The sequence below is a fragment of the Actinomycetospora sp. CA-101289 genome (assembly GCF_050955895.1).
In the GTDB taxonomy this organism is placed as follows: domain Bacteria; phylum Actinomycetota; class Actinomycetes; order Mycobacteriales; family Pseudonocardiaceae; genus Actinomycetospora.
On record NZ_CP192093.1, the window covers coordinates 1,604,758 to 1,629,675 of the forward strand.

At 74.3% G+C, this 24,918-nt stretch carries 27 protein-coding genes and 2 pseudogenes; 15 read left to right on the top strand and 14 right to left on the bottom strand.

Annotation, left to right across the window (positions count from 1 at the left end; translation table 11 throughout):
* Positions 1–28 precede the first annotated feature (28 nt).
* Entirely contained in the window at positions 29–1,822 is a 1,794-nt protein-coding gene (locus ACQPX6_RS07990) for a carbamoyltransferase family protein (RefSeq protein WP_433786722.1), read from the bottom strand.
* Positions 1,823–1,941: 119 nt separating this feature from the next.
* Here ACQPX6_RS07990 and ACQPX6_RS07995 point away from each other — a divergent pair, with 119 nt between their 5' ends.
* A complete protein-coding gene (locus ACQPX6_RS07995) occupies positions 1,942–3,597 on the top strand; it encodes a P-loop domain-containing protein (protein WP_433786724.1) in 1,656 nt (551 codons plus the stop codon).
* A 42-nt stretch (positions 3,598–3,639) separates the two neighbouring features.
* Here the strand turns inward: ACQPX6_RS07995 and ACQPX6_RS08000 are convergent, their stop codons facing one another.
* Positions 3,640–4,158 carry a L,D-transpeptidase gene (locus ACQPX6_RS08000; RefSeq protein ID WP_433786725.1) on the bottom strand — a complete coding sequence of 173 codons (519 nt, stop codon included), beginning with the start codon at positions 4,156–4,158 and terminating at the stop codon, positions 3,640–3,642.
* 211 nt (positions 4,159–4,369) lie between these two features.
* Here ACQPX6_RS08000 and ligD point away from each other — a divergent pair, with 211 nt between their 5' ends.
* On the top strand, positions 4,370–5,326 hold the full coding sequence (gene ligD, locus ACQPX6_RS08005) for a non-homologous end-joining DNA ligase (protein ID WP_433786726.1): 957 nt from the start codon (positions 4,370–4,372) through the stop codon (positions 5,324–5,326).
* A 48-nt stretch (positions 5,327–5,374) separates the two neighbouring features.
* On the opposite strand, the gene ACQPX6_RS08010 is transcribed toward ligD, so the two are convergent.
* Both ACQPX6_RS08010 and ACQPX6_RS08015 read right to left on the bottom strand, forming a co-directional pair.
* Positions 5,375–6,133, bottom strand: a complete 759-nt coding sequence (locus ACQPX6_RS08010) for a putative protein N(5)-glutamine methyltransferase (RefSeq protein ID WP_433786727.1) — start codon at positions 6,131–6,133, stop codon at positions 5,375–5,377.
* Positions 6,126–7,016, bottom strand: a complete 891-nt coding sequence (locus tag ACQPX6_RS08015) for a 3-keto-5-aminohexanoate cleavage protein (protein WP_433786729.1) — start codon at positions 7,014–7,016, stop codon at positions 6,126–6,128. Before ACQPX6_RS08015 ends, ACQPX6_RS08010 begins: the two co-directional genes overlap by 8 nt.
* 42 nt (positions 7,017–7,058) lie before the next feature.
* Between ACQPX6_RS08015 and ACQPX6_RS08020 the strand changes: the two genes are divergently transcribed.
* The 4 genes and pseudogenes from ACQPX6_RS08020 (at position 7,059) to ACQPX6_RS08035 (ending at position 9,795) form a co-directional block, all read left to right on the top strand.
* Positions 7,059–7,736 (top strand): RraA family protein, encoded by a 678-nt coding sequence (locus ACQPX6_RS08020; RefSeq protein ID WP_433786731.1) that lies wholly within the window; start codon positions 7,059–7,061, stop codon positions 7,734–7,736.
* A gap of 50 nt (positions 7,737–7,786) precedes the next feature.
* Positions 7,787–8,409, top strand: a pseudogene (locus ACQPX6_RS08025) (SDR family oxidoreductase); the annotation flags it as partial.
* A gap of 190 nt (positions 8,410–8,599) precedes the next feature.
* Positions 8,600–9,334, top strand: a pseudogene (locus ACQPX6_RS08030) (SGNH/GDSL hydrolase family protein); the annotation flags it as partial.
* Positions 9,331–9,795 (top strand): GNAT family N-acetyltransferase, encoded by a 465-nt coding sequence (locus ACQPX6_RS08035; RefSeq protein WP_433786732.1) that lies wholly within the window; start codon positions 9,331–9,333, stop codon positions 9,793–9,795. The pseudogene ACQPX6_RS08030 and the gene ACQPX6_RS08035, both read left to right, overlap by 4 nt.
* Positions 9,796–9,799: 4 nt before the next feature.
* Here ACQPX6_RS08035 and bla read toward each other — a convergent pair whose 3' ends face one another.
* Together bla and ACQPX6_RS08045 are read right to left on the bottom strand one after the other, a co-directional pair.
* Positions 9,800–10,720 (bottom strand): class A beta-lactamase, encoded by a 921-nt coding sequence (gene bla / locus ACQPX6_RS08040; protein ID WP_433786734.1) that lies wholly within the window; start codon positions 10,718–10,720, stop codon positions 9,800–9,802.
* Positions 10,717–11,187, bottom strand: coding sequence for a pyridoxamine 5'-phosphate oxidase family protein (locus ACQPX6_RS08045; protein WP_433786735.1), 471 nt, complete (start codon positions 11,185–11,187; stop codon positions 10,717–10,719). Before ACQPX6_RS08045 ends, bla begins: the two co-directional genes overlap by 4 nt.
* A 96-nt stretch (positions 11,188–11,283) precedes the next feature.
* Between ACQPX6_RS08045 and ACQPX6_RS08050 the strand changes: the two genes are divergently transcribed.
* Positions 11,284–11,832: an HdeD family acid-resistance protein gene (locus tag ACQPX6_RS08050; protein ID WP_433786736.1), complete on the top strand. Its 549-nt coding sequence runs from the start codon at positions 11,284–11,286 to the stop codon at positions 11,830–11,832.
* Between the two features lie 19 nt (positions 11,833–11,851).
* Entirely contained in the window at positions 11,852–12,664 is an 813-nt protein-coding gene (locus tag ACQPX6_RS08055) for a hypothetical protein (protein ID WP_433786738.1), read from the top strand.
* A 7-nt stretch (positions 12,665–12,671) separates the two neighbouring features.
* On the opposite strand, the gene ACQPX6_RS08060 is transcribed toward ACQPX6_RS08055, so the two are convergent.
* The 6 genes from ACQPX6_RS08060 to ACQPX6_RS08085 all read right to left on the bottom strand — a co-directional run bounded on the left by ACQPX6_RS08060 (position 12,672) and on the right by ACQPX6_RS08085 (position 17,509).
* Positions 12,672–12,845: a hypothetical protein gene (locus ACQPX6_RS08060; RefSeq protein WP_433786739.1), complete on the bottom strand. Its 174-nt coding sequence runs from the start codon at positions 12,843–12,845 to the stop codon at positions 12,672–12,674.
* Positions 12,846–12,952: 107 nt separating this feature from the next.
* Positions 12,953–13,459: an N-acetyltransferase family protein gene (locus ACQPX6_RS08065; RefSeq protein WP_433786741.1), complete on the bottom strand. Its 507-nt coding sequence runs from the start codon at positions 13,457–13,459 to the stop codon at positions 12,953–12,955.
* A gap of 54 nt (positions 13,460–13,513) precedes the next feature.
* A complete protein-coding gene (locus ACQPX6_RS08070) occupies positions 13,514–15,901 on the bottom strand; it encodes an ATP-binding cassette domain-containing protein (RefSeq protein ID WP_433786742.1) in 2,388 nt (795 codons plus the stop codon).
* Positions 15,902–15,929: 28 nt separating this feature from the next.
* Entirely contained in the window at positions 15,930–16,349 is a 420-nt protein-coding gene (locus ACQPX6_RS08075) for a VOC family protein (protein WP_433786744.1), read from the bottom strand.
* A gap of 5 nt (positions 16,350–16,354) precedes the next feature.
* The gene (locus tag ACQPX6_RS08080) at positions 16,355–16,789 is read right to left on the bottom strand and encodes a helix-turn-helix transcriptional regulator (protein ID WP_433786745.1); all 435 of its coding nucleotides are present in this window, start codon (positions 16,787–16,789) and stop codon (positions 16,355–16,357) included.
* Positions 16,790–16,795: 6 nt separating this feature from the next.
* Complete coding sequence (locus ACQPX6_RS08085) at positions 16,796–17,509, bottom strand: GAF and ANTAR domain-containing protein (protein ID WP_433786747.1); 714 nt, start codon at positions 17,507–17,509, stop codon at positions 16,796–16,798.
* A gap of 232 nt (positions 17,510–17,741) precedes the next feature.
* On the opposite strand from ACQPX6_RS08085, the gene ACQPX6_RS08090 reads away from it, so the two are divergent.
* From ACQPX6_RS08090 to ACQPX6_RS08100, 3 genes are all read left to right on the top strand, one after another.
* On the top strand, positions 17,742–18,107 hold the full coding sequence (locus ACQPX6_RS08090; RefSeq protein ID WP_433786748.1) for a hypothetical protein: 366 nt from the start codon (positions 17,742–17,744) through the stop codon (positions 18,105–18,107).
* Positions 18,108–18,270: 163 nt separating this feature from the next.
* On the top strand, positions 18,271–18,417 hold the full coding sequence (locus tag ACQPX6_RS08095) for a hypothetical protein (RefSeq protein WP_433786751.1): 147 nt from the start codon (positions 18,271–18,273) through the stop codon (positions 18,415–18,417).
* Complete coding sequence (locus tag ACQPX6_RS08100; protein ID WP_433786752.1) at positions 18,414–19,121, top strand: response regulator transcription factor; 708 nt, start codon at positions 18,414–18,416, stop codon at positions 19,119–19,121. The genes ACQPX6_RS08095 and ACQPX6_RS08100 overlap by 4 nt, the downstream gene beginning before the upstream one ends.
* A 9-nt stretch (positions 19,122–19,130) precedes the next feature.
* Here ACQPX6_RS08100 and ACQPX6_RS08105 read toward each other — a convergent pair whose 3' ends face one another.
* On the bottom strand, positions 19,131–19,514 hold the full coding sequence (locus ACQPX6_RS08105; protein WP_433786754.1) for a helix-turn-helix domain-containing protein: 384 nt from the start codon (positions 19,512–19,514) through the stop codon (positions 19,131–19,133).
* A gap of 425 nt (positions 19,515–19,939) precedes the next feature.
* Between ACQPX6_RS08105 and ACQPX6_RS08110 the strand changes: the two genes are divergently transcribed.
* Positions 19,940–20,122, top strand: a complete 183-nt coding sequence (locus ACQPX6_RS08110) for a hypothetical protein (RefSeq protein WP_433786756.1) — start codon at positions 19,940–19,942, stop codon at positions 20,120–20,122.
* Between the two features lie 7 nt (positions 20,123–20,129).
* Here ACQPX6_RS08110 and ACQPX6_RS08115 read toward each other — a convergent pair whose 3' ends face one another.
* Positions 20,130–20,636, bottom strand: coding sequence for a hypothetical protein (locus ACQPX6_RS08115; protein ID WP_433786758.1), 507 nt, complete (start codon positions 20,634–20,636; stop codon positions 20,130–20,132).
* A 172-nt stretch (positions 20,637–20,808) separates the two neighbouring features.
* On the opposite strand from ACQPX6_RS08115, the gene ACQPX6_RS08120 reads away from it, so the two are divergent.
* From ACQPX6_RS08120 to ACQPX6_RS08130, 3 genes are all read left to right on the top strand, one after another.
* Positions 20,809–23,121: a DUF6777 domain-containing protein gene (locus tag ACQPX6_RS08120; RefSeq protein WP_433786761.1), complete on the top strand. Its 2,313-nt coding sequence runs from the start codon at positions 20,809–20,811 to the stop codon at positions 23,119–23,121.
* A 242-nt stretch (positions 23,122–23,363) separates the two neighbouring features.
* On the top strand, positions 23,364–23,843 hold the full coding sequence (locus ACQPX6_RS08125) for a hypothetical protein (protein ID WP_433786762.1): 480 nt from the start codon (positions 23,364–23,366) through the stop codon (positions 23,841–23,843).
* Positions 23,840–24,913 (top strand): HTTM domain-containing protein, encoded by a 1,074-nt coding sequence (locus ACQPX6_RS08130; protein ID WP_433786764.1) that lies wholly within the window; start codon positions 23,840–23,842, stop codon positions 24,911–24,913. The genes ACQPX6_RS08125 and ACQPX6_RS08130 overlap by 4 nt, the downstream gene beginning before the upstream one ends.
* The last annotated feature ends 5 nt before the right edge of the window (positions 24,914–24,918 follow it).

The window sequence follows — 24,918 nt, forward strand, 5'->3', positions numbered from 1 at the left end:
CGGCGTCCCCGGTCCCGCACGACCCGCGTCATCCGCGGCTGCCGGGCGCGTCGCTCCCCGGCGTGGTGGCACGCTCCTGCGCCTCCACCACGTAGCCCTCGATGTACAGCCGGTCGAGGGCGATCCCGGCGAACGTGTCGAGCGCCGTGCCGGGATCCATGATCAGCGGCTGGCCCTTGACGTTGAACGAGGTGTTGACGACGACGCCGGCGCCCGTGCGCGCCTTGACCTCGCGCAGCAGGCGGGTGAACTCGGGGGCGAGGTCGTCGCGCACCGTCTGGATCCGCGCCGAGTCGTCGGCGTGCACGATCCCCTCGACCACCGCGCGCGCCTCGGGGCGCACCTGCGCGGTGCAGAGCATGTAGCGGTCGGGCTCGAAGCCGCGCGTGACGAACAGCCGGTCGACGTCCTCGTCGAGCACGGCCGGGGCGAACGGGCGGAACGCCTCGCGGAACTTCACCGCGCCGTTGATGCGCTCCTTGATCCGGTCGCCGTCGGGGCGGGCGAGGATCGAGCGGTGCCCCAGCGCGCGCGGACCGAACTCCATCCGCCCCTCGAACCAGGCGATGATCCGGTCGGCGGCGATGTCGTCGGCCGCGCGCGTGTAGTACTCGTCGGTCTCGCCGACGTACGTCCACCGCAGGTCGGGGCGGGCGTCGAGGGCCGCGCGGACGTCGTCGGGGGAGTAGCGCGCGCCGAGGTAGGGGTCGAACGGGCCGGTGACCGGCGCCAGGCCGCCGCCCTCGGTGCGCGCGACGTGCCACGCCGCGCCCAGCGCCGTGCCGTCGTCGCCGGAGGCGGGCTGCACGAACATCCCGTCCACCGCGGGCAGGTCGGCGACCGACTGGTTGGACTTGCAGTTGAGGAACGTGCCGCCCGCGAGGCACAGCCGGGTCTCGCCGGAGCGCTCCAGCCAGTGCCCCACGAGGTCGACGAGCACGGCGGTCAGGCGCTCCTGCAGCGCGGCCGCGAAGTCGGCCTCGTCGCGGTGGATGTCGCCGTCGGGCACGCGCGGGGTGAACGCGGCCTCGGCGAGGAAGGCGCGGGCGTGGGGGTAGCCCCGCTCGGCCTCGGTGAGCGCACCCGCGGGCCAGTCGATCACGACGGTGCCGCGGTCGTGGTCGACGTGGGCGAGCTTCTCGAACACCGACCGGAAGCGCTCCGGGTCGCCGTAGGGCGCGAGCCCCATGACCTTGTACTCGTCGTTGTTGAACTGGAACCCGAGGAACCGGGTCGCGATCGAGTACAGGATGCCGAGCGACGCGTTGATCGGCGTGGTGTGCAGCCGCTCGAGAGCGCCGTCGGCGGCGCGGAACACCGAGAGCGACTCGGTCTCGCCCATCCCGTCGCTGACCACGACCAGCGCGCGGTCGAAGCCGCTCGGCACGAGCGCGGACTCGGCGTGGGCGACGTGGTGGCGCACGGGGCGGAAGCGGTCGGCGACGCGCGTCCAGCCCAGCTCGGTGAGCCCGTCGACGACCGTCGCGCTCGCGTAGACCTCGTCGAAGGGCGCCCCGGCGATCTGGAAGGCCCGGCGGTGCCGCTCGTAGTCGAAGCCGTGGGCGATGAGGTCGACGTCGTCGGCCGCGACACCCGCCTCGGCCAGGCACCAGGCGATCGCGTGCACCGGCAGGCGCCCGGTGCCCTTCTCCCCGGTGAAGCGCTCCTCGGACGCGGCGGCGACGAGGCGCCCGTCGACGACCACAGCCGCGGCGCTGTCGAGACCCTGGCAGATGCGTTGGTCGAGCGGCGAGAGGTCCGGGTTCGTGCGCAGCAGGTGCTCCTGCGCGTGCGGTAGGCCGGACAGGCCCAGAACGATCACGACGGCCCCCTGGAGCGCGTTCCCATCGATGCGAGTCACCTCTACTATGGCGAGGACACGGTCGTGTCCTGCACGCGGGGGTCCGCGAGCGCGCGTCGGTCCGGGCACACTCCCCGGCCATGGCTCCCCGCGACGATCTCGCCGGCACCCTGCGCTCCCTCGACGGGGCGAGTTACGCCCGGTACAAGTCGTTGTCGGGGGCGTGGTCGGTCGCCGGCACCGGGCTGGAGATCCTGCGCGTGCAGGCCGACCCGTTCGCCCCGCCGAGCCGGGTGCGGCTCACGGTGTCCGACGCCGGCCTCCCCGACGACCTGTACGCGACCGCCGACCGGCGCCGGGCGCTCGCGTCGTTCCTGCTGCGCGGGCTGCGGCGGTCGTTGGAGGGCTCGCCGGTCCACGTCGACGCGGGCGGGCCCGAGGTGCTCGAGCGCAGCGCGGGCACGGTGCGCGCGGACGGCGTCGTGGTGGTCGAGGTGGGCGTGCCGTTCCCCGGTCCGAAGCGCCGGATCCTCGGTCGCGAGGCGGCGAGCCTGCTCGGCGACACACTGCCCGCGGCGGCCCGGGACACGCTGCGCTGGGACGCGGTGGACCAGGCGGCGGCGCGCGCGTTCGTCGAGACCGTCGAGGACGCCGTGGCGCTGCGCGGCGCGCTGGCCGCGCGGGGCCTCGTGGGTTTCGTCGCCGACGGCGCCGTGCTGCCCCGGCGCAGCGGGGTGGACGACCGCCCCCTCGAGGGGGCGACGCCGTTCGCGGGCCCGGACTCGCTGCGGGTGACGCTCACGGCGCCGAACGCCGGGGAGGTCGGCGGCCTCGGCGTGCCCGACGGCGTCACGCTGATCGTCGGCGGCGGCTACCACGGCAAGTCGACGCTGCTGCGCGCGCTGGAGGCCGGCGTCTGGGACCACGTGCCCGGCGACGGGCGCGAGCAGGTCGTGACCCGCCCGGACGCGGTGAAGCTGCGGGCCGAGGACGGGCGCGCGGTGGTCCACGACGACGTGTCGGCGTTCGTCGCGCACCTGCCCTCGGGCGAGCCGACCGACGACTTCTCCACCACCAACGCGTCCGGCTCGACGAGCCAGGCGGCGTCGACGGTCGAGGCGGTGGAGGCCGGCGCCGACGTCCTGCTCATCGACGAAGACACCTCGGCGACCAACATGATGATCCGCGACGCCCGGATGCAGCAGCTGATCGCCACCGAGCCGCTCGTGCCGTTCGTGGAGCGCGTGCGCCCGCTGCACGCCGAGCACGGGGTGTCGACGGTGCTGGTGATGGGCGGGTCGGGCGACTACCTCGGCGTCGCCGACACGGTGATCATGATGGACGCCTACCGGGCGTCGGACGTCACCGCGCGCGCCCACGAGATCGCGGCGTCCGGGCCGTCACGCGCGGTGGAGCACACCGGGTTCCCGGCCGTGACGCCCCGCGTCGTCGACCCGGCGTCGCTGGACCCGACGGCCAAGGGCAAGCGCCGGGTCACCGCGCGGGGCCGCGACCGGCTGAGCTTCGGCGAGGACGACATCGACCTCGGCGCCGTCGAGCAGATCACCGACCGCGCGCAGGTCGCGGGCATCGGGCGGGCGCTGGCGCTGCTGGGCGACGGCGTCCTCGACGGGACGATCACCCTGGCCGAGGGCCTCGACCTGCTCGACGCGGAGCTCGACCGGCGCGGCCTCGAAGCCTTGCTCGACGGGCGGAGCGAGGACATCGCCCGCCCGCGCCGCCACGAGGTCGCCGCCGCCCTCAACCGCCTGCGGTCACTGCGCCTCCGCATGTGAGCGATCTTTGGGCCCAGAGGCCCAAAGATCGCTCACAGCGGGTCAGGGGACGATCTGCACCTGGTCGTAGACCTCGAGGCCGTTGTAGAACGCCTGGGCGTCGGGGTCGGCCATGCGCACGCAGCCCGCGGACTGGCGCGCCGGGTCGCCCCCGTGGAACGCGCGGCCGTTGCCGTCGAAGAAGACCGACCACGGCATGCGGGCGTCGTTGTACTCCTTGGAGAGGTGGACCTCCTCCTTGCGCTGCACGGCGAACTTGCCGACCGGCGTCTCCTGGCCGGGCGCGCCGTGGTTCATGCGCACCGGACCGCGCAGGATGGTGCCCTTGCCGTCGGAGAGCCACGCCTCGTTGGTCGAGAGGCGGGCGCAGGCCTTGACGGTGTCCTCGCACGGCATGGCCGCGACCGGGGCCGCCATGGCGACCGCGCCGACACCCCCCAGCCCGCCGAGGGCCACGAGCCCGAGCCCCAGGGCCGCCGCGCGCCTACCGAGCCGCCGTCCCGCCCGCTGCACGCTCTCGCGCGCCCCGGACCGGACGTCCATCCACGTGTGCCGACCCACCCTGCTCCTCCCGACGGTGGACGCCGCTGTCGCGGCGCCTCCCTCTCAACGGCACGGCGACCGCCACGGACGAGTGGTCTGTCCGGGCGAATCACGGCGTCCTGATGCCGAGCCGGGTCGGCACTCTGCCATCCGGAGAGTGACCGTCCCCGGGGCCCCCGGGGGCCGTGTCGGGCTTGCCCCGCGGTGTCCGTCCCGGAAGGGTCACACCGTGGCGAGCACCGGTGAGGAGCGCGACGGCGTCGCGCTCACCAACCTCGACCAGGAGCTGTTCACCGGGGCCGGGGTGACCAAGCGCGAGCTCGTCGACTACCTCGACGCCATGGCCCCGCGCCTGCTGCCCGCGCTCGCGGGCCGCCCGCTGTCGGTGGTGCGCGCGCTGCGCGGGCAGAAGCCGTTCATGCAGAAGAACGTGCCGAAGTACGCGCCGGACTTCGTGCGCACGGTGTCGTTCTGGGCCGAGAGCTCCCACCGCGAGGTCGCCTACGCGCTGTGCGACGACCGGCCGACGCTGCTGTGGTTCGCCAACCAGCGCGCCATCGAGTACCACCCGACGCTGACGCACGCGGACACGATGGACACCCCCGAGAACCTGGTGCTCGACCTCGACCCGCCCGAGGACGCCGGGTTCGACGCCGTGGTCGCGGCCGCGCACCTCGTGCGCCGCGCGCTCGACGAGGCCGGGCTGCAGGGCGTCGTGAAGACCACGGGGGCGAAGGGCGTCCACGTGCTCGTCCCGCTCGCCCCGGGGCCGACGCACGAGGACGTCGCCGGCGCCACCCGCGCCCTCGCCGTGCACACCGAGCGCCTCGGCCCCGACCTCACGACCACCGCGTTCATCCGCGCCGATCGCGGCGGCAAGGTGTTCGTCGACCCCACGCGCGCCGGGGGCTCCACGATCGCGTCGGTGTACAGCCCGCGCGTACGCCCCGGCCTGCCGGTGTCGTTCCCGGTGTCGTGGGACGAGCTCGACACCGTGGTCCCGTCCGAGATCACGGTGCGCACCGCCCCCGACCGCCCGGACCCCTGGGCCGACCCGGCCGTCCACCCGGCGCCCCAGGCGCTCCCCGAGGACCTCGTGGCCGAGGGCCGCACGATCCCCGTGGCCCGCGTGCAGGCGATGCACGAGGGCAAGCGCCGCAAGCGCGCGGCCGAGAAGGAGGACTGAGTGTCAGCGGAGCGGCTCCGCTGACGTTCAGTGTCCGTATCTCCGCTCTCACGGTCGTGCGCGCCTACCGCTCACCACGGTCGCGTCCCGCTCCTCGTCCCGGGCGACCGCCGCCGCGAAGCCCGCGCCCGCCAGGGCCGCGCGCGCCGCCCCGGCCTGGTGCTCCGCGCACTCGACGAGCAGGTGCCCGCCCGGGCGCAACCACGCCGGCGCCTGCTCCGCCAGCCGGCGCACCACGTCGAGCCCGTCGCCCCCGCCGTCGAGGGCCGCGTGCGGCTCGTGCTCGCGCGCCTCGGCCGGCATGGCGGCGACGGCGTCGGTCGGCACGTACGGCGTGCTCGCGACGACGACGTCGACCCGCCCGGCGAGGTCCGGGGGCAGCGCCGCGAGCAGGTCCCCGCGGTGCACCCCCGCGGCGCCCGGCAGGTTCCCGCGGGCGCACGTCACGGCGGCGGGGTCGTCGTCGGCCGCGTGCAGCACGACGTCGGGCCGCGCCGCGAGCAGGGCGGCGCCGATCGCCCCGGTGCCGCAGCAGACGTCGACGACGACGGCGTGCGCCGGGAGCACCGCCAGCGCCTGCGCCACCAGGAACTCGCTGCGCCGCCGCGGCACGAACACCCCCGGCGCGACGGCGATCCGCAGCCCCGCGAACGCCGCCCACCCCACGACCTGCTCCAGCGGCTCGCCCGCCACCCGGCGCGCGACGAGCGTCTCCAGGTCCCCGCCGGCCTCGACCAGCAGCGCCGCCTCGTCCTCCGCGAACACGCACCCCGCGGCCCGGAGGCGGTCCACGAGAGGATCACCCACGCCGGGGCACCCCGAGGACCGCCCGCGCCTCGGCGGGTGTCGCCGGCCGGCGCCCGAGGTCCGCGAGCAGCGCCACGGCCCCCTCGACGAGCTCGGTGTTGGTGGGCGTCGAGGGCCCCGCGAAGTCCTCGAGCCCCACCCGCAGGTGCCCCCCGCGCCGCACCGCGGTCTCGGCGAGCCCGCACGCGACGACGTCGCCGCCGAGCACCGCGACCGACCACGGCAGCCCTGACGGCTCGAGCATCTCGAGGTAGGCCTCGAGCGCGGTGGCCGTGGGCGGCAGCCCGAACTCGAGCTCCCCGCCGAAGTACAGCTTGACGATCGCTCCCGGCGGCACGCGGCCGTGGCGGTGCAGGGTCAGCGCCGTGCGCAGGAAGCTCGGGTCGAAGATCGAGATGCTGGGCCCGGTGCCGTGCACCGCGCAGCGGGCGAACATGTGCTCGGTGTCGGCGTAACTGTTGGCGTACGGGCCGGGCGCGGCCGCGTCGGGGACCACGCCGTCGCTGGTCAGGCCCACGTTGACCGAGCCCGGATCGACCAGCGAGAGCCCGCCCGTCCCGCGCCGCGCGAGCTCCTCGACGTGCGCCCAGCGCCGCTCGATCGGGATGCCGCGCGCCCCGGCCGCCATCGTCGGGTAGGCCAGCACGTCCGGGTACGCCGCGAGCACCGGCGCCCAGGCCTCGAGGTAGGGCTCGACGGGGTGCACGCCGTCGGCGACGAACATCGCCTCGTGGTGGTCGTGCACGATGCTCGCCCCGCGGGCCACGCACGCCAGCATCGTGTCGGCCACCTCCGCGGGGGTGAGCGGGACGTGCGGGTTGACCGAGCGCGGGGTGGCGCCGTTGACGGCGACCTCGAGGACCACGGGAGCGGGCGGGGGCACGGCCGCCGAGCATGGTCGCCGCCCGCGCCGGCGTCGAGCACCATGGCGCCCGTGGAACCCCTCACCCCCGAGGAGCTCGGCCGCGTCCGTGCCCTCGCGACGTCGTCGCTGTGCGACGCCGACAAGACCCTGCGCCTGCCCGACCCCCTGATCCGCGCGATCGTGCCGGACGTGCGGATGGCCGGCCCGGCGGTCACCGTCGTCGCCCCGGACGACCACCTGCCGGTGCTGGCCGCGGTCGGCGAGGCACCGGCGGGGTCGGTGCTGGTGGTGGTGAACCCGCGCGGGGGCCGCGCGGTGGCCGGCGAGCTCGTCGCCGCCGAGGCCCGCCGCCGCGGTCTCGCCGGCCTCGTCGTCGACGGGTGGTGCCGCGACGTCGCGGGCCTGCGGGCGCTCGGCCTGCCGGTGTTCGCCCGCGGGTCGACGCCGGCGTCGGGCAGCGCCCGCGACCCGCGCGGGTCCGACGAGGCGCCGGTCGCGCTCGGCGGGGTGCGGGTGCGGCCCGGCGACGTCGTGCTGGGTGACGACGACGGCCTCGCCGTGGCCACGCCCGACGAGCTGCGCGCGGCCCTGCCCGGCGCCGAGGAGGTCGAGCGCGCCGAGGCGGCGGTCCTCGCGGGGATGGGGCAGGGCCGCTCGCTCGCCGAGCACACGACGATCGTCGAGCACCGCGCGGCGCGTGCCGCCGGGCGCGACTCGGCCCTCGGGTTCACGGTGTGAACCCGGTCGTGCTCGTCACCGGCGGGAGCCGCGGCATCGGCGCCGCCGTCGTGACCCGCGCCGCGGCCGCCGGCTGGAGCGTCTGCCTGACCTACCGCAGCGACGAGGCCGCCGCCGACGACCTCGTGGCCCGGGCCCGCCACGCCGGCGTCGACGCGCGGGCCGTGCGCGCCGACGTCGCGGTCGAGACCGACGTCGAGGCGGCGTTCGCCGCGGCGGACGCGATGGGCCCGCTCGCGGGCGTCGTCGCCAACGCCGGGGTCGTCGTGCCGAGGGCGCGGGTGGACACGATGTCGGCGCAGCGCGTCGCGGACCTGCTCGCGGTCAACGTCGTCGGCGCCGTCGTCACGTGTCGCGAGGCGGTGCGCCGGCTCTCGACCGCGCACGGCGCTCCGGGCGGGTCGATCGTGCTCGTGTCGTCGGCCGCGGCGCGGCTGGGCTCGCCCGGCGAGTACGTCGACTACGCCGCCTCGAAGGCCGCCGTGGACACCCTCGGCACCGGCCTGGCGAAGGAGGTCGCGGACGAGGGCGTGCGGGTCAACGTGGTGCGCCCCGGCCTCATCGACACCGGGCTGCACGCGACCGGCGGGCACCCGACCGCGTCGCGCGCATCGCCCCGTCGGTGCCGGTCGGGCGCGCCGGCACCGCCGACGAGGTCGCGGCCGCCGTGGTGTGGCTGCTCTCCGACGAGGCGTCCTACTGCACGGGAAGCGTCCTCGACGTCGCCGGCGGCCGCTGACCCCGGGGCCGCGACACGGCTGTCGGACCCGCGGGGGAGGATCACCGCCGTGACGAGGGAGGCCGCACTCGACGCACCGGTCCAGCGCACCCCGCGCGGGGCGTGGCGCAGCTACGTGGCGCTGGGCGACAGCTTCACCGAGGGCGTGGGCGACCCCGACCCGCACACGGGCACGGAGCGCGGCTGGGCCGACCGGCTCGCCGCCGTGCTGGCGCGCGAGGACGCGGGGTTCCGGTACGCCAACCTCGCGGTCCGCGGGCTGCTGCTCGACGCGATCGTCCGCACCCAGGTGCCCGAGGCGGTGCGGATGGCGCCGGACCTCGTGAGCATCTGCGCCGCCGGCAACGACCTGCTGCGCCCGGGCGCCGACCTCGACGCCCTGGCCGAGCGGTTCGAGGGCGCCGTGGCCACCCTGCGGGCGACGGGCGCGGACGTGCTCGTGTTCACGGGGTTCGACACCCGCGAGAGCCCGCTGCTCAACCTCGTCGGCCGGCGCCTGGCCGCGATGAACGACCACATCCGCGAGATCGCGCACCGCCAGGGCGCGTACCTCGCCGACCTCTGGGTGATGCCGCCGCTGGCGGACCCGCGCGCCCGCACCGACGACCGGCTGCACCTCAACGCGAGCGGGCACGCCCGCGTCGCCGCCCGGGCCTGCGAGGTCCTCGGCCTGCCGCCGGAGGTCGACTGGCACACGCCGTGGCCACCCGCCGAGCCCACCACCTGGGGCCGACGGCGCGCGGAGGACGTCCGCTGGGCGCGCGGGCACCTCTGGCCGTGGGTGCAGCGGCGGGCGCAGGGCCGCAGCACCGGCGACGCGCGGACGGCGAAGCGCCCGGCGCTCTCCCCGCTGCGGTGAGGATCGTCGTCGACGACCTCACCGGTCCCGAGGTCGCGGCCCTGCTGGGCGAGCACCTCGCGGAGATGCGCGCGGTGTCGCCGCCGGAGAGCACGCACGCCCTCGATCTCGACGGGCTGCGCCGTCCCGAGGTGACGTTCTGGACGGTGTGGGACGGCGCGGACCTGCTGGGCTGCGGCGCCCTGCTCGAGCTCGACCCGGCCCACGGCGAGATCAAGTCGATGCGCACCGCGTCGACGCGCCAGGGTCGCGGGGTGGGCGCGGCGCTCGTCGTCCACGTCGTCGCCGAGGCCCACCGGCGGGGCTACCGGCGCCTGAGCTTGGAGACCGGCTCGTCCGCCCACTTCGCGCCGGCCCGGCGCCTCTACGCGCGCCACGGCTTCGTCCCGTGCCCGCCGTTCGGCGACTACCCCGACGACCCGCACAGCGCGCACATGGAGCTGGTGCTCGGCGACCCGTGACCCGCTACAGCGCGCCCGCGACGATCCGCGTGGCCTCGGCGACGGTCGCCCGCCCGTTCGTGCTCTCCGGGTCCGCCGGCGTCGTGAAGACGGCGAGCACCAGCGGCGCCCGGCCCGGCGGCCAGGCCACCGCGACGTCGTGGTTCTCGCCCTGCGCGCCCGAGCCGGTCTTGTCGCCGACGCGCCAGCCCACAGGCAGGCCCGCGCGGATCTGCTGCGTGCCGGTGGTGGCGCCGACCATCCAGCCGGTGAGGAGGTCGCGGCCCTCGGGGTCGAGCGCGGCGCCGAGCACGAGGGCCTGCAGATCCGCGGCCATCGCCGCCGCGGTGGAGGTGTCGCGCTCGTCGCCCGGCGCGGTCTCGTTGAGCGCGGGCTCGGGACGGTCGAGACGCGTCACCCCGTCGCCGAGGGTGCGGACGAACGCCGTCGTCGCGGCCGGGCCGCCGAGCAGCCCGGTGAGCAGGTTCGCGGCGGTGTTGTCGCTGACGACGATCGCCGCCTCGCACAGCGCGGCGACGGTCATCCCGCCGTCGACCCGCGGGGTCGTCGCCGGCGCGTACTCCAGCAGGTCGGCGCGGGTGTAGCGGATCGTCCGCTCGAGCAGGCCCGGCTCGGCGAGCCGCCGGCGCAGCACCGCGGCGACGATCAGCACCTTGGCCGTCGAGCACATCAGCACGCGCTCGTCGGCCCGGTGCCGCACCGCCCGCCCGCTGCCCGTGTCGAGCGCGACCAGCGCGATCCGCCGGCCCTGGCGTCGTTCGAGCTCGGCCAGGGCGGGACCCGGGTCCGGCGCGGGTGCCGGCGACGGTGCCGGTGCCGGCGACGGGGGAGCGGCGGCCGGCGGCGCGCCCGCGCACCCGGCGGCGAGCGCGGCGGCGACGCCGAGGCCGCCGAGCAGCACGGCCCTGCGCGTCGGGACGATCACCCGCCGGACGGTAGCGACCGGTACTCGAGACCGGCGGCGGTACTGCGCCAGACGACCAGGCGGTCGAGGGTCACGACGATCGGCTGCGAGAACGTCATGAGCCAGGCGTCGAGCGGCTGGTCGCCGAGCAGCGGCGCGTACTTGCGGCCGAAGGCGTCCAGCGCGTCCTCGACGTGCGCGAGGTCCGCGAGGACGGCACGCCCACCGCCGGTGACGACGTCCGTGCCCTGCTCGGCGGTGTCGAGCGCGACGCTGACCTCGGCGTGCGCGCGCAGGTGCCCGACCTTGGCCGTGTCCGGCCGGCTGAACACCGTGACCACCGGGTCGTCGAAGGTGAACCACACCGGGACGGTGTGCGGGCGCCCGTCCGCCGCCACCGTGCCGAGCCAGACGACGGGCTCGCCGGTGAGGCGCTCGGCGGCGTGGGCGTCCGTCGCGACGGCCGGGTCGAGCAGTGGCGTGCCCACAGGGGTATCGCAGCAGACCGGTCAAGCGTGCCCCCTCGACACGGGGGGACCGCGGCGAAACGATGTTGCTCGACGGACGGCGACGAGGAGCGACGCATGACGAGCGCGGTGGGTGGGCCCGGCGTGCGCCGGGCGTCGAGCGGGTGGGGCTGGATCCTGGCCTCGGGGATCCTCGGGCTGCTGGTCGGCGTGATCGCGCTGTTCAACCAGGGCATCGCCATCCTGGCCGCGACGGTCTTCTTCGGGATCGGTCTGGTCATCCAGGGTGCCCTCGAGATCGTCGTCGCCTGGCACGCCGAGACCGGGTCCACCGGACGCGGCTGGCTCACGGCGTTCGGCGTGCTCGCCCTCGTGGCCGGCTTCGTCGTGCTCGTCCTCCCCGGCGTGGGCGTCGCCGCGCTGGCCTGGGGGCTGTTCCTCTGGTTCCTCATCGCCGGCGTGCACGACCTGCTCGTCGCGGGGAGCCAGCGCGAGCACCGCGGCTGGAACATCGCCCTCGGCGTGCTCAGCCTGCTCGTGGCGCTGGTGTTCCTGTTCTCGCCGGAGACGGCGGTGTTCACGATCGCGATCTTCGTCGCCGTCGGCTTCCTGTTCCGCGGCGCGATGGACGTCGGTCTCGCGCTGAGCATGCGCCGCACGCGCTGACCCGTCGCATGATGGTCCCGTGGACGACCGCGAGACCCGGGAGGTCGTGGCGCGCCGCTACGGCGAGCACCTGACCGACGCCGACCTGCTGGCCCTCTGTGGCGACCGGCCCGACCAGGTCCCGGCGCTGCGGCGCCACCCCGTCCTGGTGCTCGACCTGCTCGACCGGCCCCCGGTGGCCGACGCGGTGCTGCGCGCCGACCACGACCGGGCGGGACGGTTCCGCCACGTGTCGCCGTTCCTGGTGTTCGCCGCGGCGGTGCACCGCGTCGCCGGGGCGCTCGTCGGCCGCACCCACGTCGACGACCGCACCGCGCCGCGCTCCCGCGTGCCGGTCTTCGACGGCCCGGTGCTCGCGGCCTTCGCCGCCGACCCGGCGCACCGGCTCTTCCTCGCCGAGCTGCTCGCGTCGTACGCGCGCCTGGCCTCCGGTGTCGTGTGGCGGCGCGACCCGCAGGGCCTGCGGCGCCACCGGTGGGACGAGCTGGACCTGCCGGCCCTGGCGGAGGTGGTCCTCGCGCTGCCCGAGGACCAGCGCGCCGGGGGCTGGCGCCGCCTCGGCGACGGCGCGCTGTTCCTTGCCGCGGTGTTCCCCGAGTACGCGGAGCGCACCTATGGCGACGGGGGCCTCGCGCGGCTCGCCGGGGCGCGCGAGGGCCCGGTCACCGAGCTCCTCGAGGACCTCGCCGGCCGCGCCTACGCCCGCGCCGGGGCGGCGGTGCCCCCGGGCGTCGTCGCGTCACCGCACGCGGCGCGCCGGGTGCTGGCGCTCGTCGCCGACCACCACCTGCACGCGCAGGAGGGGTCCGGCCCGGTCGCGGGCGCGCGCTGACGCCCGGTCAGGCCGTCGGGTCCTCGGCGGCGGCACGGGGTGCGGGGATGCGGGCCACGGCCGGCTCCGGGTGGGCCGCGCCGGCCCAGCGGCCCGCCAGGTGGTCCCACCAGCAGGCCGAGGTGTGCTCGTGTGCGCCGGTCGGGACCGCCACGGGCCGGAGCGGGGTGCTGAGCGACATGGGTCCTCCTCCGTGCGGTGGTCACCCAAGGTGACAGAATCCGGGACACAAGTCAGGCTTTGTCACCCTGATGGCCCATCGGAGTGCGCACTGGGTGATCACCGAGGTCAGAGTTCCAGGTGCGCGATCGTCGTGTCGCCCTCGCGGTCGAGCGTCACGGGCCCCGCCCGGCGCAGGAGCCCGAGCATCGGCCGGTTCTCGCTGAGCACCTCGGCGGTGAGGCAGGTGATGCCCTCGTCGCGGGCCCGGTCGGCCACGGCGTCGAGCAGGACGCGGCCCAGCCCCCGGCCCTGCCACCGGTCGAGGACGGTGATCGCCAGCTCGGCGTGGGTCGGGTCGTCGGCGTCGCGCACGTACCGCGCGATGCCGAGCCCCTCGCCCGTGTCGGGCAGCAGGGCGCCCACCGCCTCGTGGTCGTGGTGGTCCACCCGCGTGAAGTACGCGAGCTGGGCCGGGGAGAGTTCGGCGTACAGCGTGTGGAAGCGGGTGTAGGCCGAGTGCGGGCTGAGCTCCCGGTACCCGTCGGCCAGCAGCTCGGCGTCGGCGGGCGCCACGGCCCGCAGTTCGACGGTGGTCTCGTCGGCGAGGACCACCGGCCACGCACCGGGTGCCACGGGGCGAGGGTAGGGGTGACGCCGCCCCCGCGCACCTGTCCGGTCCGTCCGGTTTCAGGCCCCGACGTAGCCGGCGAGGTGCTGACCGGTCAGCGTGGTCCGGTCGGCGACGAGGTCGGCGGGTGTGCCCTCGAAGACGATCCGGCCGCCGTCGTGGCCGGCCCCCGGTCCGAGGTCGACGATCCAGTCGGCGTGCGCCATGACCGCCTGGTGGTGCTCGATGACGATCACCGACTTGCCGGCGTCCACGAGGCGGTCCAGCAGCCCGAGCAGCTGCTCGACGTCGGCGAGGTGCAGGCCCGTGGTCGGCTCGTCCAGGACGTAGACCCCGCCCTCCTCGCCCATCTGCGTCGCCAGCTTGAGCCGCTGGCGCTCGCCGCCCGACAGCGTGGTCAGCGGCTGGCCGAGCGTGAGGTAGCCGAGCCCGACGTCGGCGAGCCGCACGAGAATCTTGTGCGCCGCGGACGTCCGGGCGCCCCCGGCGCCGAAGAACTCGACGGCCTCGGCCACCGGCATCGCCAGGACCTCGCTGATGTCCTTGCCGCCGAGGGTGTACTCGAGCACCGACGCCTCGAACCGCTTGCCCTCGCACACCTCGCAGAGCGTGGACATGCCCGCCATGATCCCGAGGTCGGTGTAGATCACGCCCGCGCCGTTGCAGTTGGGGCAGGCGCCCTCGGAGTTCGCGCTGAACAGGGCCGGCTTCACCCCGTTGGCCTTGGCGAACGCCTTGCGGATCGGCTCGAGCAGCCCGGTGTAGGTCGCCGGGTTGCTGCGCCGCGAGCCCTTGATGGCCGTCTGGTCGACCACCACGACGCCGTCGCGCCGCGCCACCGAGCCGTGGATCAGCGAGCTCTTGCCCGAGCCCGCCACCCCGGTGACCGCCACCAGCACGCCCAGCGGGATGTCGACGTCGACCCCGCGCAGGTTGTGGGCGTCCGCGCCGCGGATCTCCATCGCGCCGTTAGGGGTGCGCACCGTCGTCTTGAGCGACGCGCGGTCGTCGAGGTGCCGGCCGGTGAGCGTGCCGCTGGCGCGCAGGCCGTCGAGGGAGCCCTCGTAGACGATCTCGCCGCCCGCGGTGCCCGCCCGCGGGCCGAGGTCGACGACGTGGTCGGCGATCGCGATGGTCTCCGGCTTGTGCTCGACGACGAGGACCGTGTTGCCCTTGTCCCGCAGGCGCAGGAGCAGCGTGTTCATGCGGTCGATGTCGTGCGGGTGCAGCCCGATGGTCGGCTCGTCGAAGACGTACGTGACGTCGGTGAGCGCCGACCCGAGGTGCCGGATCATCTTGGTGCGCTGCGCCTCGCCGCCCGAGAGCGTGCCCGCCGGCCGGTCGAGCGAGAGGTAGCCGAGCCCGATCTCGACGAACGAGTCGAGCGTCTCGGTCAGCGACTCCAGCAGCGGTCCGACCGACGGGGCCTCGAGCTCCCGCACCCAGGCGGCCAGGTCGCTGATCTGCATCGCCGAGACCTCGCCGATGTGCTTGCCGCGAATCTTCGACGACCGTGCCGCCTCGGACAGGCGGGTACCGCCGCACTCCGGGCAGGTGGCGAAGACGACCGCGCGGTCGACGAAGGCGCGGATGTGCGGCTGCATCGCCTCCCGGTCCTTGCCCAGCATCGACTTCTGGATCTGCAGGATCAGCCCGGTGAAGGTCAGGTTGATGCCCTCGACCTTGATCTTGGTCGGCTCCTGGTGGAGCAGGTGGTCCAGCTCGCGCCGGGTGAACTGCCCGATCGGCTTGTCCGGGTCGAAGAACCCGGTGCCGCGCAGGATGCGGCCGAACCAGCCGTCGACGCTCATGCCGGGGATCGTGATCGCGCCCTCGTTGATCGACTTGCTGGCGTCGTACAGCGCGGTGAGGTCGAAGTCCGACGCCGTGCCGCGGCCCTCGCAGCGCGGGCACATGCCGCCGGTGATGCTGAACTCGCGGCGCTCCTTGACCTCCCGGCCCCCCTTCTCGAGGGTGACGGCGCCTGCTCCGCTGATGGACGCGACGTTGAACGAGAACGCCTGCGGACCACCGACGTGCGGCTCGCCGAGCCGGCTGAACAGGATGCGCAGCATCGCGCCCGTGTCGGTGGCGGTGCCGACGGTGGAGCGGACGTCGCCGCCCATCCGCTCCTGGCCGACGATGATCGCGGTGGTCAGGCCGTCGAGGACGTCGACGTCGGGCCGGTCCATCGTGGGCATGAAGCCCTGCACGAAGGTGCTGTAGGTCTCGTTGATCATCCGCTGGGACTCGGCGGCGATCGTGCCGAACACCAGCGAGCTCTTGCCCGAGCCCGAGACGCCGGTGAACACGGTCAGCCGGCGCTTCGGCAGCTCGACGTTCACGTCCTTGAGGTTGTTCTCGCGGGCTCCGTGGACGCGGATGCGGTCGTGTCCGTCGGCGGCGGACGCCGTCGCGGACGTGCCGGCACTCGTGGCCGTGCTCATCGGGTCTCCGTTCCTGCGGGTCGTGCGGTCACTTGACCTCGAAGATGCGGATCATGTTGCCCGCGGGGTCGCGCAGCGCGCAGTCGCGGATGCCCCAGGGCTGGTCGGTCGGCTCCTGCACCACGTCGACGTCCCCGGCCTGCAGGCGCTCGAAGGTGCTGTCGAGGCTCGTGGTCGCCAGGTTGATGCTCGCGAACGTGCCCTTGGCCATCATGTCGGTGATCGTCCGGCGCTCGTCGTCGGTGATCCCCGGGTCGATCGCCGGCGGGTGCAGGACGATCGACGTCCCCGGCTGCTCCGGGGGTCCGACCGTGAGCCAGTGCATGCCCATGTACTCGACGTCGTTGCGCACCTCGAACCCGAGCGTGTCGCGGTAGAAGGCCAGCGAGGCCTCGTGGTCGTCGTGGGGGAGGAAGGCCTGGTGGATGGTGAGGTCGGTGTCGCTCATGCCGCTCATGCTGGCCGCGGCGGCACGGTCCGTGCTTCTCGATTCCTGACCGGTCGTGTCACCTGCTTCGCCACGCACGGCGACATCCCCGCGCCCGGCGAGACGGCCTGCCGCCGGTAGGCGCTCGGCGACATCCCGACCAGCTCGGTGAACCGGGTGCTGAACGTGCCCAGCGACGAGGAGCCCACGGCGAAGCAGACCTCGGTGACGCCGAGGTCGCCGCGGCGCAGCAACGCCATCGCGCGCTCGATGCGCCGGGTCATGAGGTAGCTGTACGGCGACTCGCCGAACGCGCGCCGGAACTCCCGGCTGAGGTACCCGGCGGACATGTGCACGCCGCGCGCCAGCGCCTCGACGTCGAGCGGCTGTGCGTACTCGCGGTCGATCCGGTCGCGGACGCGGCGCAGCCGCGCGAGGTGCTGTCGGCGCTGCGGGTCCACTGCGGGTCAGCCCTCGTGTTGCTTGTCCACCGCGCCCTGCTCGCTGACCAGCCAGCGGGCGACGTCGACCAGCTTGATGTTCGTGTCCTGCGAGCTGCGCACGAGGCGCTGGAACGCCTCGTTGTCGTCGAGGCCGAAGCGCTCCATGAGGATGCCCTTGGCGGTGCCGATGACGTCGCGCGAGGCCACGGCGCGGTCGAGCTGCGCGGCGCGCTGCGCCCCGAGCAGCGCGAGGCCCGCCTGGTTGGCGAACAGCGCCCCGAGGATGCGGTCCTCGTCGCCGAACGCGTGGGCGTGGTGGCTGAACAGGTTGAGCGACCCGGCGCGCTTGTGGTGGCTGTAGAGCTGGAACGACAGCGAGCTGTGCACGCCGAGGTCGAGGGCGCGCCGGGCGAAGGTCGGCCAGCGGTCGAGGTGCTCGCCCATGTCCTGGACGAGCACGATCTCCTCGTCGTAGATGGACTCCACGCACGGCCCCTCGTCGTGCTGGGCCTGCACCTCGTCGAGCTCGTTGACCACGTGGTCGGTGGTGGCCGGCGAGGTGATCTTGCCCGGGCCCTCGAGGAGCATGACGCCGGCCAGGTCCGTCGCCGGTGACGTGTCGACGGCGGCCGTGATGATGAGCTGGAGCGTCTGCTCGACGGTCGTCGCCTCGGCGAAGCGCCGCCCCGTGCTGAGGAACTCGCGCAGGCGGGCATCGTCGTCGTCGGCGAACACCACGGGCTCGCTCCTCTCGGCAGGGGATACGGGACGGACGGGGTGCCAGCGTAGGGGGACCGCTGCGGCGGCGCGCGGCTCGGCGGGTCGCGTGGCTCCCGCCGCGCGGTGGAACCACCCGTCTCACCCCATCGGGCGACGCGGGTAACACGGGTGTCCGCAGAGTCGAGATCCACACAGAGCGTGCAGGCGGACTGACGAAGCGTGCCGGACGCGCAGGCGGAGGGCGTGGGACATGACGGCGAGTGCGAAGGGCCGCGGCGGCCCGTGGGCCGCCGGTCGATCCGGTCCGCTCCGTGACGTCACGACCGCCTCGGGCCACCGGTGGCACCAGGCCTCGGGGGAGGGCGGGTCGGGCGAGGGCGACCACGGGGCCGAGGTCCTGGAGTGGCACCCCGGCTACCAGCACGAGGTCGCCGTCGTCGCGCGCCTGCGCCACGTCGCCTGCCCCGGCGGGTGCGAGGAGACACCGGCCGTGGTGCTCCGGATCGACAACGCCGACCACGCCGGCGAGATCGCGATGACCGCCGAGGACCTGTCGTCCATGGTCAACGGCCTGCTCGGTCTGCGCCACGCGCTGCTGCCCCGCGACGGCGGGTGAGACCGGACGCCGACTGGGCGTCGTCACCGGTTGCCACGAGGCGAACACGCCCCGTACTCTCTCAATTCCTATTTACATTCTGCGCTCGATACTCGGTGCCCCAGCCCCCGGTGCCCTCATCAAACGCGTCATCACTCGACAACGGGACGGACGAGGGGGCTCCATGGGGATCGCGAGCTGGATCGGCGTCGGCTGCGCCTGCTGGTGCGTGCTGAGCTGCGGCCTGGGTCTCGTCGCGGCGAAGATCCTCGCCGTGCAGGACCGCGGCGCGGAGGTCGACGACCGGGTCCCCAGCGGCGCGACGAGATGAGCCACGTCTGCGTGGTCCACGACGACCGCCCCTGGGCGCGCCACCACATCGGGCAGATGCTCGTCGCGGTGCCCGGCGTGCGCCGGGTCGTCATGGCGGAGAACGTCGACGACCTGGTCCGCCGCCTCACCGAGGAGCCCGGCCGGGTGGCCGTCCTCGGGACGCGCCGCGCCGAGCCGGAGGACCTCGAGACCGTGCACCGGGTCCTCGCGACGTGTCCCGGCGTGCCGGTGGTGGTGGTCGGTGCGCGGGACGACCCCGCCACCGTCCGCGTGGCCGTGGCCACCGGGGCCTGCGGGTTCCTGCGGTGGGACGCGTCCGCCGACGTCACCGCGACCCTCCTGCACGCCACGGTCCGGGCCTGGGCGGTGAGCCCGCAGGCCGGGCGGATGGACGGCGCGCTGCTCGACGGCTCGGGCTCCCTGGGCACCGTCGTCCTGCACCGGGGCGTCCAGGTCAGCCTGCGCATCTCGCGGCGCGAGATGCAGGTGCTCGACGGGATGTGCGAAGGGATGAGCAACGCGCAGATCGGGAGAGAACTGTATCTCTCCAACAACACCGTCAAGTCGCTCGCGCGCCGGCTGTTCACGAAGCTGGGGGTGCACGAGCGCGCCCACGCCGTGGCCCGGGCCTATCGCCTCGGCCTGCTGGCCTCGGCCCCCGAGGGGTCGCGGGTCCGCACCTCCGCGCCGACCGGCTCCTGACGCGCGACCTCAGGCGTCCGGCGGGACCGGGGGCGGACCGGGCTCGGCGGCCCGCTGACGGCCCTCGTTGGCGATGCGGAACTGCCGGGCGACGTCGACCAGCGACCGCCACTGCTCGTCGGTGAGGTGGTGGAAGTCGTCGGGCAGGGTCCGGACCTGGTGGGCGGGCCGGCGGAGCTCGGCGAGCACCGCGTTGTAGTCGAGGTCCAGGACGAGGCACAGCGGCCGGATCGTGGCGTAGCGCGGGTGCGCGACCCGCCCCTTGATCACGTTGTGGATCGTGCCCTCGGAGACCGGGTCGTCGAGGTCGGCGGTGAGGCGGGCCAATTGCTTGATGTTGAGCCCGCGCCGGTGCATCGCCTCGCGGACGATCGCGCCCAGGCTCTGCTCCACGGGGGTGCACCTTACGACGGACGGCGTGTCCGGGTTGCACCCACCGTGACCGAAGATCCGCGAGGGGATGACGGACGGCGTCCGAAAGAGGTTCTCGTGGGCCCTCGACGACTCCGTGTCGACGCCAGGTTCCCTTGCGGGTGACGGGTGGCCGGTCTAATCTCAACTCTTAGTTGCGACTTGCTTCTACCCCACCCCTAGCCCCCGGGTGCGACTCACTCGCTCGCGCTCGAGGGAGGTCCTGCTGTATCGACGCGTGGGAAACACCTGCCGCGCGCCGGTCCGCCGCCCCCGGGCCGCCCGCCGTGGGTGCGTCGCGCCGGTCGGCGCGTCGGCTCCGTGGCGTCTCGTCGGCCGGGGGTCCCGGCGGGTCGGGACGGCTCGGCCCGGCGGCCGCCGCCGTGCTGGTCGAGGGTCTGCGGTCGATGCTGACGGTGACCTACGTGCCGCTCGACGGCGTCGTGGCGGTCCTGGACACGACGACGGCGGAGTGGGCGCTGCACCTCGACGCCGACAGCCCGGCCGAGGACCACTGCTGGGCCATGATCGAGGTCCTCGACGTCCTGCGCCGCGGCCCGCACGCCGCCGAGCACGCGCTCCGGGCCTGAGCCCGGCTCAGTCGTCGTCGGGGGAGTCCTCGGTCGGTGGTGGCCCGGAGGGCGCCGCGGTCTTCGGCCACTCCAGCCGCAGCCCCCGCAGGGCATCGGAGCGTGCGGGCTCGAGGCCGTCCTCGGCCAGGGTCTCGGCCACCGCGGCGCGGACGAGGGCCAGGATGGCCTCGCGCATCCGGTCCGAGAGGCGCTCGGTGCGGTCGGGGAGCAGGCTCGACAGGTCCGCGCCCTGCTGGCGGACGTCCAGCCCGAGACTCTGCGCGGCGGCGAGGACGACGGTCGTGATGTCGACCTCGAGCACCTGCGAGATGACGGTCAGCGAGCCCGGGTCCGGGAACTTGCGCAGCGGCGCCCCCGACCCCAGCTGCTGCCACCGCCCGCGGGTCAGCGCCCGCCCCGCGGCCCGCTCCAGGTCGCTGTAGGACCAGCCGCGTTCCTGCATCCGCGCCTGGATCAGGTCGTGGAGGGGCAGCGCACGGTCGGGTCTCGCCCGCGGATCGGTGTCGCTCATCGGTGGCTCTCGCTCGCGGTGTGTTCACCTACTCCGTGTCCACTGCTGCTTGCCACAAGTGATGACACGGCTTGACGCTCTTCTGGCGCAAGCCACACGCTACCGAGCGTCAAGCACGACACGACACGGCAAGACCATTCGCTGACCCGGTCGGCGATGAGGGACAGATCTGATGCGTAGACCCCTGGTCGCCACCTTCGCGGCGGCCGGCCTGATCCTCGGTGGTGCCGGCACGGCCATCGCCACCGCCTCCCCACCAGCGACCCAGGCCCCACTCGTGGACGTGCGCGCCGAGCCGGCCGCCGCCGCGGGGGCGAACCCCTTCACCCCGCAGGCCTCCGGTGCTCCCACCGTCGTCCTGGCGCGCGGCACGGGGGGCCCGGTCTCCGGCGCCACGCCCGGCCTGTACGGCGGAACGCTCGGCAACGCCTGCGACAGCGCGGCGATGGCGACCTTCCTGCAGGGCAACCCGGACCGGGCCGGCGCCTTCGCCGCGGTCGAGAGGATCGCGCCCGAGACCATCGGTTCCTACCTCGACGGGCTCACCCCGGTCGCGCTCCGCGCGGACACGGCCGTGACCAACCACGGGTTCGCCGGTGGCGTGGCCACCCCGTTCCCTGCCGTGCTCCAGGCCGGCACCGCGGTCCTCGTCGACGAGTACGGCGTGCCCCAGGTGCGCTGCTACTGCGGCAACCCCCTCGACGAGGGCACCGAGGGCCCGGCCGAGTTCTCGGGCGCCACGTGGGAGGACCTCGCCGAGGACGACGTCAACACCATCACGCCGTCGGCGACGCCCATGGACGAGTTCGCCCTCGTCACCCCGTCGAACGACACGATCACGCGTCCGTCCGGCAGCAACGGTGACCAGGACACTCCCGGCGGCGGCAACGGTGGCGGCACCGACAACGGTGGCGGCACCGACAACGGTGGCGGCACCGACAACGGCGGTGGCACCGACAACGGCGGTGGCACCGACAACGGTGGCGGCACCGACAACGGTGGCGGCACCGACAACGGCGGTGGCACCGACAACGGCGGTGGCACCGACAACGGCGGTGGCACCGACAACGGCGGTGGCACCGACAACGGCGGCGGCACCGACAACGGCGGCGGCACCGACAACGGCGGCGGCACCGACAACGGCGGCGGCACCGACAACGGTGGCGGCGGCACCGACAACGGTGGCGGCGGCACCGACAACGGTGGCACCGACGGAACCGCTGACGGCGGCGCTGATGGCGCCGACGGCGGTGCTGATGGCACGGCTGATGGCGGGGCTGACGGCACCGACGGCGGTGCTGACGGCACCGCTGATGGCGGGGCTGATGGCACCGACGGCGGCGCTGACGGCACCGACGGCGGCACCGACGGGACCGATGGCGCCGATGGGGCCGACGACGGCACCGACGGCGCCGACGACGGCACCGATGGTGCGGACGACGACGGCACGGACACCGACGGCACCGACGGCACCGACGGTGCTGACGACGACGGCACGGACACCGATGGGGCCGACGACGGCACCGACACCGATGGTGCGGACGACGACGGCACCGACACCGACGGGGCCGACGACGGCACGGACACCGACGGCGCCGACGACGGCACCGACGGCGCCCCCTACGTCCCCTGCGTCGTCAACGCCGAGGTCAGCCAGGTCGGCAACGTCATCACCGGATCGTCCGGGAACGACGTCATCGACTGCACCAACGCCAGCCCGGGCAAGATCATCAATGGTGGTGACGGGAACGACACCATCACCGGGTCGAACGGCGACGACATCATCGACGGCGGCGAGGGCAACAACACCATCACCGGCGGACCCGGCGACGACACCCTGACCGCGGGTGGCGGCAACGACACCATCACCGGCAGCGAAGGTGACGACACCATCGACGCCGGCGGCGGCGAGAACACCGTCGAGGACGACAACTACCCGGCGGGGAGGGCAGCGGCCCAGCGGACAGCACCGTCCACGGACGCTCCGTTGACCGACGAGCCGATCGTGCCCGAGACCGACGAGTCGACGGCGCCGAGCACCGACGAGCCCGTCGTGCCCGAGACCGACGAGTCGACGGCGCCGAGCACCGACGAGCCCGTCGTGCCCGAGACCGACGAGTCGACGGCGCCTAGCGTCGAGGAGTCGACGACGCCGAGCGACGAGGAGTCGACGACGCCGAGCGACGAGGAGTCGACGACGCCGAGCGACGAGGAGTCGACGACGCCGAGCGACGAGGAGTCCACGACCCCGAGCGACGAGGAGTCGACGACCCCGAGCGACGAGGAGTCCACGACCCCGAGCGACGAGGAGTCCACGACCCCGAGCGACGAGGAGTCGTCCGCACCGAGCGACGAGGAGTCGTCCGCACCGAGCGACGACGAGGAGACCGCTCCGGACTCCGACGAGGAGACCGCATCGGACTCCGACGAGGACCCGGCGCTCATCCCCGATGAAGTGATCGAGTCGGAGGTCGACGTGGCGTAGGCACCGCCCGACCGCGGGATGGCTCCGACCTCTTGAACCGAGGGGTCGGAGCCATTTCGCCGTGTGGTCGCCCTCCGCGAGCTCGGTCGAGCGCGCGGAACCCTCGAGCCGTCGGCTCACCGGTGGACAGCGAAGTGGACCAGCACATGGATGTGAAGAGGGACGTGGAACCGGCGGACCCGGCACGGTCCGACGAGCCGGCAACGACCGGGAGCGGTGACGTCCCACCCCGACGCCGCCTCATGATCACGATCTTCCTCGTCCTCACCGTCGGGGCGGTCCTCGTCCAGAACATGCCGGACTCGACGATCAAGGAGGGCCTCGTGACCGTCGCCCGGCCCTACCTGAACGCGACCGGGCTGGACCAGAGCTGGTCGATCTTCTCCCCGAACCCGCGGGCACAGAGCGTCTACATCCTGGCTCGCATCGAGCGCGCCGACGGCTCGGTGTCCCTCCGTCCGCTACCCACCAGCACCGGGCCGGCGTCCTACTACCAGTACCGCTGGCGGAAGTACGGCGAGCGGTTGTCCCGATCGGACGGTCGCGCGCTCCGCCGGCCGTACGCCGAGTGGGTGGTCGACCAGGACCGGCGCGAAGGGGGAGAGCCCCTCCGGATCACGCTCATCCGCAGGACGTCGAAGAACCTTCCGCCGGGTTCCGGGCGCGACGCGCGGCCCTTCGTCGACGAGGACTTCTACACCGCGCCGGTGAGCGCCCGATGAGGGTGGCCCGGGACCGGGTGCGGGCAGCGTGGAACACGTTCTGGTTCCGGCCCGAACCCACGTCCACCATCGCAGTCGTCCGGATCGTGTTCGGGTTCGTGGCGACGCTGTGGACCCTGTCGCAGGTCCCGGCCCTGCTGACGTTCTTCGGCCCGGACGGCGTCGTCCCCGCGGTACCGGACCTCGGGATCGGCGACTGGACGCTGTTGAGCGTCTCCACCAGCGCCCCGGTGGTCGTCGGCCTGTGGGTGGCGACGCTGCTCGGCGCGGTGGGCCTCACGATCGGCTTCCGGACCCGGCTGGCGACGATCGTGCTCTTCGTCGGGGTGGTGTCCTTCGCTCGACGCGATCCCTACATCCTCAACGCCGGCGACATGCTGCTGCGGACCCTGGCCTTCTACTTCATCTTCTCCCCGGCCGGCGAGGCCCTGTCGCTCGACCGGTGGCGGCGCGCACGTGAGACGTTCTGGGAGTTCCCGCTCCGCGCACCGTGGGTCCTGCGGTTGATGCAGGTCCAGCTCAGCGTCATCTACCTCTCCACGGTGTGGGAGAAGTTGCAGGGTGAACGCTGGCGGGACGGGACCGCCGTGTCGTACGCCCTGCGCATCAGCGACGTCCACCGGCTCCCGACGCCGGGATTCCTCTCCGACTCCGTCGTCCTCAGCGAGCTCATGACCTTCGGGACCCTGCTGCTGGAGATCTCGATCGCGATCTTCGTGTGGAACCGCAGGCTGCGTCCCTGGGTGCTCGCCCTCGGCGTGTCGCTCCACCTGTCCATCGAGCTGTCGATGATGGTCGGCTTCTTCAGCGTGCTCATGCTGACGACGTACCTCGCCTTCCTGCCCCCGGAGACGGCCCGCGACCTCGCCCTCCGGGTGCGCGCAAGGCTGCGCCGCGGCCGGGACGACTCCCCGAGCGCAGGCTCGTCGCACGCCGCGAGCGGGCGGCGACGCGTGGCGTCGGAGCGGGCCGACGCGGGCCCGCGCCCCCGCGTCCGCGAGCTGAGTCGCGCGCTGGTGCGCGGGCGGAGCGTCGGGACCGCGTCGCGGACGCGGGGACGTGCCCGCTGAGGCCC

What these genes read in the sequence shown, in the direction of transcription:
- ACQPX6_RS07995 (WP_433786724.1), top strand. Translation starts at nt 1,942, where the DNA reads ATGGCTCCCCGCGACGATCTCGCCGGCACCCTGCGCTCCCTCGACGGG.
- ACQPX6_RS08020 (WP_433786731.1), top strand. Translation starts at nt 7,059, where the DNA reads ATGGCGCCCGTGGAACCCCTCACCCCCGAGGAGCTCGGCCGCGTCCGT.
- ACQPX6_RS08050 (WP_433786736.1), top strand. Translation starts at nt 11,284, where the DNA reads ATGACGAGCGCGGTGGGTGGGCCCGGCGTGCGCCGGGCGTCGAGCGGG.
- ACQPX6_RS08060 (WP_433786739.1), bottom strand. Translation starts at nt 12,845, where the DNA reads ATGTCGCTCAGCACCCCGCTCCGGCCCGTGGCGGTCCCGACCGGCGCA.
- ACQPX6_RS08070 (WP_433786742.1), bottom strand. Translation starts at nt 15,901, where the DNA reads ATGAGCACGGCCACGAGTGCCGGCACGTCCGCGACGGCGTCCGCCGCC.
- ACQPX6_RS08075 (WP_433786744.1), bottom strand. Translation starts at nt 16,349, where the DNA reads ATGAGCGACACCGACCTCACCATCCACCAGGCCTTCCTCCCCCACGAC.
- ACQPX6_RS08090 (WP_433786748.1), top strand. Translation starts at nt 17,742, where the DNA reads ATGACGGCGAGTGCGAAGGGCCGCGGCGGCCCGTGGGCCGCCGGTCGA.
- ACQPX6_RS08095 (WP_433786751.1), top strand. Translation starts at nt 18,271, where the DNA reads ATGGGGATCGCGAGCTGGATCGGCGTCGGCTGCGCCTGCTGGTGCGTG.
- ACQPX6_RS08100 (WP_433786752.1), top strand. Translation starts at nt 18,414, where the DNA reads ATGAGCCACGTCTGCGTGGTCCACGACGACCGCCCCTGGGCGCGCCAC.
- ACQPX6_RS08110 (WP_433786756.1), top strand. Translation starts at nt 19,940, where the DNA reads ATGCTGACGGTGACCTACGTGCCGCTCGACGGCGTCGTGGCGGTCCTG.
- ACQPX6_RS08115 (WP_433786758.1), bottom strand. Translation starts at nt 20,636, where the DNA reads ATGAGCGACACCGATCCGCGGGCGAGACCCGACCGTGCGCTGCCCCTC.
- ACQPX6_RS08120 (WP_433786761.1), top strand. Translation starts at nt 20,809, where the DNA reads ATGCGTAGACCCCTGGTCGCCACCTTCGCGGCGGCCGGCCTGATCCTC.
- ACQPX6_RS08125 (WP_433786762.1), top strand. Translation starts at nt 23,364, where the DNA reads ATGATCACGATCTTCCTCGTCCTCACCGTCGGGGCGGTCCTCGTCCAG.
- ACQPX6_RS08130 (WP_433786764.1), top strand. Translation starts at nt 23,840, where the DNA reads ATGAGGGTGGCCCGGGACCGGGTGCGGGCAGCGTGGAACACGTTCTGG.